This is a genomic window from Herbaspirillum sp. B65 (genome assembly GCF_000333555.1).
Taxonomy (GTDB): Bacteria; Pseudomonadota; Gammaproteobacteria; order Burkholderiales; family Burkholderiaceae_D; genus Herbaspirillum; species Herbaspirillum rubrisubalbicans.
Genome location: NZ_BADI01000274.1, coordinates 1 through 2,344 on the forward strand (window position 1 = coordinate 1; position 2,344 = coordinate 2,344).

Sequence of the window (2,344 nt, forward strand, 5' to 3'; positions counted from 1 at the left end):
GATGACGTCGGTCATGCTGACCAGCTCCATGCGCATGGTCTCGAAGTTGAATTCGGCGCCCACGGGATTGTTCATCCAGCCGTTGGCGATCAGGATCCACAGCGCCGACAGGTTCGAACCCACCGCCACCAGCACGGTGACGATCAGGTGCTGCTTGCGCGAGAGCTTGTCCCAGCCGAAGAAGAACAGACCCACGAAGGTCGATTCCATGAAGAAGGCCATCAAGCCTTCGATGGCCAGCGGGGTGCCGAAGATGTCACCCACGTAGTGCGAGTAATAGGACCAGTTGGTACCGAACTGGAATTCCAGTGTGATGCCGGTGGCCACGCCCATGGCGAAGTTGATGCCGAACAGCTTGCCCCAGAAGCGGGTCATGTCCTTGTAGATCTGGTTGCCGGTCATGACGTAGACCGACTCCATGATGACCAGGATCCAGGACAGGCCTAGCGTCAAGGGGACGAACAGGAAGTGATAGAGCGCAGTGACGGCAAACTGCAGCCGTGACAGCGAAACGACTTCATCGATGGGAACCATGTTGTGTTACTCCGGTTGTTGTTTGGCGGATAGGTCTTGGTGTTGTGCGGTTGCCGCAGGCGAGGTGAAGGACAGCATGCGCTGCTCCACGCTCTGCACCGGCATCTGCATGTGCTTGGCTTCGGGATGCGCGAAGAAGGTCTTGGCCAGTACCGTGATGAGGGCGATCTTGATCACCAGCAGCACGGTGATCTCCACTCCCAGCGGCAGCCGGGTCAGGCGGGGCCATTGCCATGGCCGTTTGCGGGAAGGGTGTGTGAGTTGCATCTGGCTTACTCCTTTTCACTGGCGCCGCCGACGCGGAACTTGTCGCGCACGTCCAGCAGCTTCTTGACCTTGGAACCCATCTTCATCAGCGACACCAGCGTTTCCGGCGACAGACGCTGCACGTCGTCGAACCAGGAACTGGACAGTTCGATCAGTTCATACATCTCGCGCATCCGTTTCTGCACTTCCTTTTCATCCTTGCTGCCCGGCTGCTCCAGCAGGGCGTCGCGCAGCATGGACAGCGTAGGTTCGATCTCGCGTCGGCGACGCTCTTCCAGCAGCACCTTGAAGATGTCCCAGATGTCGCCGGGCGGTTCGAAATATTCACGGCGATCATTGGGTTTGTGCAGCAGGCGCACCAGTCGCCACGACTGCAATTCCTTCAAGCCCATGCTCACGTTGGAGCGCGAGAAGCTGAGGTACTCCGCAATCTCGTCGGCGTTGAGCGCGCGCCCACAGATATAGAGCAGCGCGTAGATCTGGCCTACAGTCCGATTGATCCCCCAGCGGCTGCCCATCTCGCCGAAATGGCCGATGAAGCGCTGCATCATGGGGCTGAGTACCTTGTTTTCCATGTCAAATACTTTCGAAATTTCAGTAATTACTGAAATTTAAAACAAATGCTTGACCCATCGCAATGCCACGCGCCTGCGTATTTGCTGATAACAGTCATTACGGATGAGAATGACCCACGCCCAGCGCGGATGGCGCAGGCGTTGATCGCGAGCAGGCGGTTGGCAGGGCGTGACGTTGGGTATCCCTTAATCGTCACGACGACATCGCGTCTTGTGAACTTCCCGGTTTCACAAGTACGCAGCCCTGTGTTGCGCTGCATGAAGATATTTTCACGCTTTCCTAGACGGACAGAAGAGCTTGGCCGAGAGGAAACATGATGCGGATCAAATAAGCTGCATTTGCAATTCAATCCTGGCGTGGGGTGGCGTGGGTGATGGTGTTGGTTGCCTGGTTCAGTGATCTGGTTTATCTGTGGGTGGCGCTGCGGCCACCGAAGGGAAGCGCAGGCTGAAGCGAATCCAGCCCGGCTGGGGACACTCCACCGTCGCCGTGCCGCGGTGCAAGGCCATGATGGCCTTGACGATGGCCAGCCCCAGGCCATTGGATTCGGTCAGCGCGCTGCGCGAGCGGTCGCCGCGATAGAAGCGGTCGAACATGCGCGCCATCACCTGGGGCGTGACATTCCCGCTGCGGTTGTCTACCAGGATGCGGCTGCCGCTGGCATCGCCCTCGGCCTGGATGCGGATGATGCTATCGGGTTCGCCATAGCGCACCGCGTTGATGATCAGGTTGCTCACCGCCCGGCGCCACATATCCAGGTTGGCCTGGCATATCCCTTGTGCCTGCAGCGCGAAGTGCATCCCGCGTTCGTCAGCGATGCCCTCGAAATAGTCAATGATCTTGGCCAGCTCTTCCTGCAGATCCAGGGCGCTGCATTCCACTGCCAGCGTGCTGTGGTCGGCCTGGGCCAGGAACAGGATGTTTTCCACGATGCGCGCCAGTCGCTGCAATCTTCCACGTCGATCCA

At 58.7% G+C, this 2,344-nt stretch carries 4 protein-coding genes; all 4 read right to left on the reverse strand.

What is annotated here, in order from left to right; translation table 11 throughout:
- Window positions 1-534, reverse strand: a 534-nt coding sequence (locus I5W_RS07185; protein WP_044528719.1) for a cytochrome ubiquinol oxidase subunit I, incomplete at its 3' end; no start/stop codon positions are given.
- Between the two features lie 6 nt (window positions 535-540).
- Window positions 541-801 (reverse strand): cytochrome oxidase putative small subunit CydP, encoded by a 261-nt coding sequence (gene cydP, locus I5W_RS07190; RefSeq protein ID WP_044528720.1) that lies wholly within the window; start codon window positions 799-801, stop codon window positions 541-543.
- Between the two features lie 5 nt (window positions 802-806).
- On the reverse strand, window positions 807-1,376 hold the full coding sequence (locus I5W_RS07195; RefSeq protein ID WP_044528721.1) for a GbsR/MarR family transcriptional regulator: 570 nt from the start codon (window positions 1,374-1,376) through the stop codon (window positions 807-809).
- A gap of 393 nt (window positions 1,377-1,769) precedes the next feature.
- A partial coding sequence (locus tag I5W_RS07200; protein ID WP_044528722.1) for an ATP-binding protein occupies window positions 1,770-2,344 on the reverse strand: 575 nt, incomplete at its 5' end.

Coding starts and splice junctions, on each gene's coding strand:
- cydP (WP_044528720.1), bottom strand. CDS start 801: ATGCAACTCACACACCCTTCCCGCAAACGGCCATGGCAATGGCCCCGC.
- I5W_RS07195 (WP_044528721.1), bottom strand. CDS start 1,376: ATGGAAAACAAGGTACTCAGCCCCATGATGCAGCGCTTCATCGGCCAT.